5 protein-coding genes are annotated in these 3,362 nt (G+C 30.2%); all 5 read right to left on the reverse strand.

Translation table 11 applies throughout. The features are described 5' to 3' along the window. Window positions 1-258 precede the first annotated feature (258 nt). Window positions 259-651, reverse strand: a complete 393-nt coding sequence (locus FGF67_RS16675; RefSeq protein WP_139698891.1) for a hypothetical protein — start codon at window positions 649-651, stop codon at window positions 259-261. Then, entirely contained in the window at window positions 641-880 is a 240-nt protein-coding gene (locus tag FGF67_RS16680) for a hypothetical protein (protein WP_139698892.1), read from the reverse strand. Before FGF67_RS16680 ends, FGF67_RS16675 begins: the two co-directional genes overlap by 11 nt. 159 nt (window positions 881-1,039) lie before the next feature. After that, window positions 1,040-1,528, reverse strand: a complete 489-nt coding sequence (locus tag FGF67_RS16685) for a TlpA family protein disulfide reductase (protein ID WP_139698893.1) — start codon at window positions 1,526-1,528, stop codon at window positions 1,040-1,042. A 156-nt stretch (window positions 1,529-1,684) separates the two neighbouring features. Beyond that, complete coding sequence (locus tag FGF67_RS16690) at window positions 1,685-2,671, reverse strand: thioredoxin family protein (RefSeq protein ID WP_139698894.1); 987 nt, start codon at window positions 2,669-2,671, stop codon at window positions 1,685-1,687. A 117-nt stretch (window positions 2,672-2,788) separates the two neighbouring features. After that, window positions 2,789-3,202, reverse strand: coding sequence for a hypothetical protein (locus FGF67_RS16695; protein WP_139698895.1), 414 nt, complete (start codon window positions 3,200-3,202; stop codon window positions 2,789-2,791). Window positions 3,203-3,362 lie beyond the last annotated feature (160 nt).

Below are 3,362 nucleotides of genomic sequence, written 5' to 3' on the forward strand. Positions count from 1 at the left end.
CAGATAATTATGAAAATAATATTTAAAAAAAAAGTCATTTAGCAACAATAAAATGACAGAAATCAAAAATAATTTTCCGTAAATCAGATTTTTAGGCTGTGATTGGTTCATAATTAATGCCAACGGGCTTTTATAAGATTTGTGCGACTGGAAAATCGGAGATTTTTCGGACGTAGCAAATTGTTTGTTGAATGTTTGTCGGTTCGTTATTTAGTTTAAATGTAAGCATAAATTTTATGAGGTGTTGTAACCAGTTTTTTAATTTTTTGTTATTAATTTCAATTCCGAGTTGTCAATTTTTTTTAATAATTCCGAGTATTTAATTCCATTCAGTTTTATTTTTCCATTTTTTGGTCGATAAATTTCAGATTTGGTTTCAACTCCGTTTCTATAAATCCAAAAATATAAATCGGTAGAATCTTTCTCTAATGTTCTAATGTTTGTTCTTTTCCAAGTTTTCTCAATAATTCCAAATTCCGATGTTGATTTGTTTATTATTAAATCTCCAGTTTTCGATTCAAAGTGTAAATTTTGATAATCTCCATATTGGTCTTCGATTTCCATTAAATACATTCCATAACCTAAAAAACCAACAATAAAAATCAGTCCGATTGTTAAAGTCAGAAATATGATTTTTATTTTACTTTTCATTTGGGGTAGTTTTAATAATTCCGAAAACCCATTTTAGGTTTATAAAAATCAAAATCAACAAAATTATTCCGATAATGATAAATTCATTTGTCGGTAAGTTTTTAAAAGTCGGACGTTGTATTTTTTCGATTAATGCGATTGAATAGGCAAATATTAAAACACAAGTCAGAAGCGTAAAAATTGATTTTCCGATAATCTTAATTGTGTTCAAAATTTTAGGTTTATTCATTCGGTTTGTTGGTTTGGTCAAATGTTTGCCAACGGTCTCGTATAACCGTCAGTTACGGGTTAATATACGTTAATTTTCGGTTTAGCACTGTTGTTAGCAATTCCGAGTGGATTCGGACGTAGTCGAATCCGCCGTAATTGCGGTTATACATTGTTGTAGCTAGTAATTTTTAATCAAGCCACTAATTATTTTTTCAGTTAATTCAAATCCTTTCTGTTGTGGCCAACCTTCCCAAACGACAATTCCATTCGGGTCAATGATTACGCAATGAGGAATTCCTTTAACTTCATAAATTCTTTCCAATCTTTCTTTAGTGTCAATTGCGCTATAATATTCCATTTTGGGATTTTTCATTTTTTTTACTTTTCCCTTAGGCTCATCACTAATACCAATAACAACTAATTTATCCTTGAATTTATGATGAAATTCATTCAATTCCGGAATTGCTTTTTTACAAGGTCCACACCAAGTAGCCCAAAAATCAATTAAAACAAATTTTCCATTAGTTTCAGGCTTTTCAGTTAACCACTTTTCAACGACAATTTCAGGTGCTTTTTTGTTAATAAAGGATTTTGCCCATAATTTCTTTTCTTGAGCATAGAAATTTGAAATGGAAAGTAAAGTTATCAGTAAAATTATTTTCTTCATAGTTTTGTCATTATTAGCTACAACGGTTTTGTATATGTTTTGTTGCGTGGTTTAGCACTTAACTTTGCAAGTACACACCAAACTGAAAATCCGAAAGGATTTTCGTAAGTAGGCTTGAACTAGCAATAAATTATATACGGTGTTACCACACGTATTTTATTCATTTATAGTTAAGAATTCATCAAATGTTTTAATATCTGTTGTATATCCTTGTTCCTTTATAATGTTTCCGTTTTTGTCAATTATTACAAAATATGGTTGATAATTACTTTTGAATTTTGTTTTTTGCAATTCCGAATGTTTTTGTCCAACATATTTAAACAACTTTTCATTCGATTTAGATTCAATACTTTCGTTTTTTGGTAAACTCGTTCTATCATCAACGTAAAGGTTCACAAAATGGAATTCATTTTTTAGTTTCTCCGTGATTTTGCTGTCAGAAAGGACATAGTGTTCTATTTTTCTGGCGTTTACACAAGCATAACCTGTAAAATAAAGAAGTAATGGTTTTTCTAATTCATTGGACTTAATTAAAAGGTCTTTATAGTCAACATTTCCAGCATTTTTAAAAATTCCATTGTATTCTTTTGCTTTTGGTTTAGTTTCCGTTTGTTTTGGTTTTTGAGTTTCTTGAAAATCTGCGAATACTTGCTTATATGTTTTTTCAGGGTTTGAATGTTCTTTTAAATAATTATAAAACTTATCAATAAAGTCAGATGGGACTTGCAATTTTTCTAATAAAATTTTGTCTTGTTGCCAATTGTCAATATTCGCAGGTCTTTTTGCCAGTTCATTTGAAACCAATATTGTCGTTTTGGTTAATTCATAAGCTTCTGATTCTTTAAATTCCAATACTTTATCATATAGTTTTTGAAATGTTAGTTTGGCATCACTTTCCTTATTTGAGGCTAATTCGACTAAAATTGTTCCTAAAACTGGACCACTTGAAAAAACTTCGATATCTCCATCGTCAAGTCCACAATTTTGAAGTAGTGAGAAGTCTTCTACAAATCTTTTCAAATTATCCGTGTCGTTTGGAATCAGATTTATTTCTTTCTTTAAAATTGTTTCACAATCTTGGGTAGATTGACAAAATCCATTGAATGATAGAAGTAATGTTGTTATTAGCAATGTTTTTCTCATATGTGTGGTAACGGTTGGGCTATGGTTTGTTGCGTGAAAATCCGCTAGGATTTTCCGCCGTAAAACAAACTTAGCAAAAACGAAGGAATTTTCGGTAGAAAATTCCGAAGCAATGAATTATAGCCGTTGTTGTAGTGCGTTTTTTATATTCATTCTTTTCATTGAGAATGTGTTTGACTGTTCATTTAAAAAATCAATTATTATTATACCTTTTTTTGCTAGTTTACTTTTTTCACAGTGCTGTCCAAAATCGGTTGATTCTATTTGCATTACTACCTCATAGATTAATTCCGCTATTTTTTCAGTATGAGATTCGTGAAATTCAGCTATTCTATTAATCAATTCAGAAGTTTCAATTTCAGATATTCTGTCCAGTGATAGGTCAAATTGACTTTTTAAAGTTTCATTTACTTCTTCAATTCCACTTTTAGAGCTATTAGAGTTTAGTCCGCTGATTTTCTCAATCAGACTATTTAGTAGTAAAGTCAGTTTTTGAATTTCACGTTTTATTAAGTCTTTTTCTACTTCCATTTATAAAGTTTCATGGGGTTTCTCCGAATGCACTACAACGTGTTGGTGTAAGGATAGTTGCGTGTGCAAGCAACTAACTTACTAAAAATGAAACGAACCAGAGGAAAATCCGTAGGATTTTCCGAGTAGGCTAGAATCAAGCAATTATTTTTACACGGTG

It is taken from the genome of Allotamlana fucoidanivorans, from assembly GCF_006265225.1.
GTDB lineage: Bacteria > Bacteroidota > Bacteroidia > Flavobacteriales > Flavobacteriaceae > Allotamlana > Allotamlana fucoidanivorans.

Bases quoted from the DNA above. Each gene is read 5' to 3' on its own strand.
- FGF67_RS16675 (WP_139698891.1), bottom strand. From the start codon at position 651: ATGAAAAGTAAAATAAAAATCATATTTCTGACTTTAACAATCGGACTG.
- FGF67_RS16685 (WP_139698893.1), bottom strand. From the start codon at position 1,528: ATGAAGAAAATAATTTTACTGATAACTTTACTTTCCATTTCAAATTTC.
- FGF67_RS16680 (WP_139698892.1), bottom strand. From the start codon at position 880: ATGAATAAACCTAAAATTTTGAACACAATTAAGATTATCGGAAAATCA.
- FGF67_RS16695 (WP_139698895.1), bottom strand. From the start codon at position 3,202: ATGGAAGTAGAAAAAGACTTAATAAAACGTGAAATTCAAAAACTGACT.
- FGF67_RS16690 (WP_139698894.1), bottom strand. From the start codon at position 2,671: ATGAGAAAAACATTGCTAATAACAACATTACTTCTATCATTCAATGGA.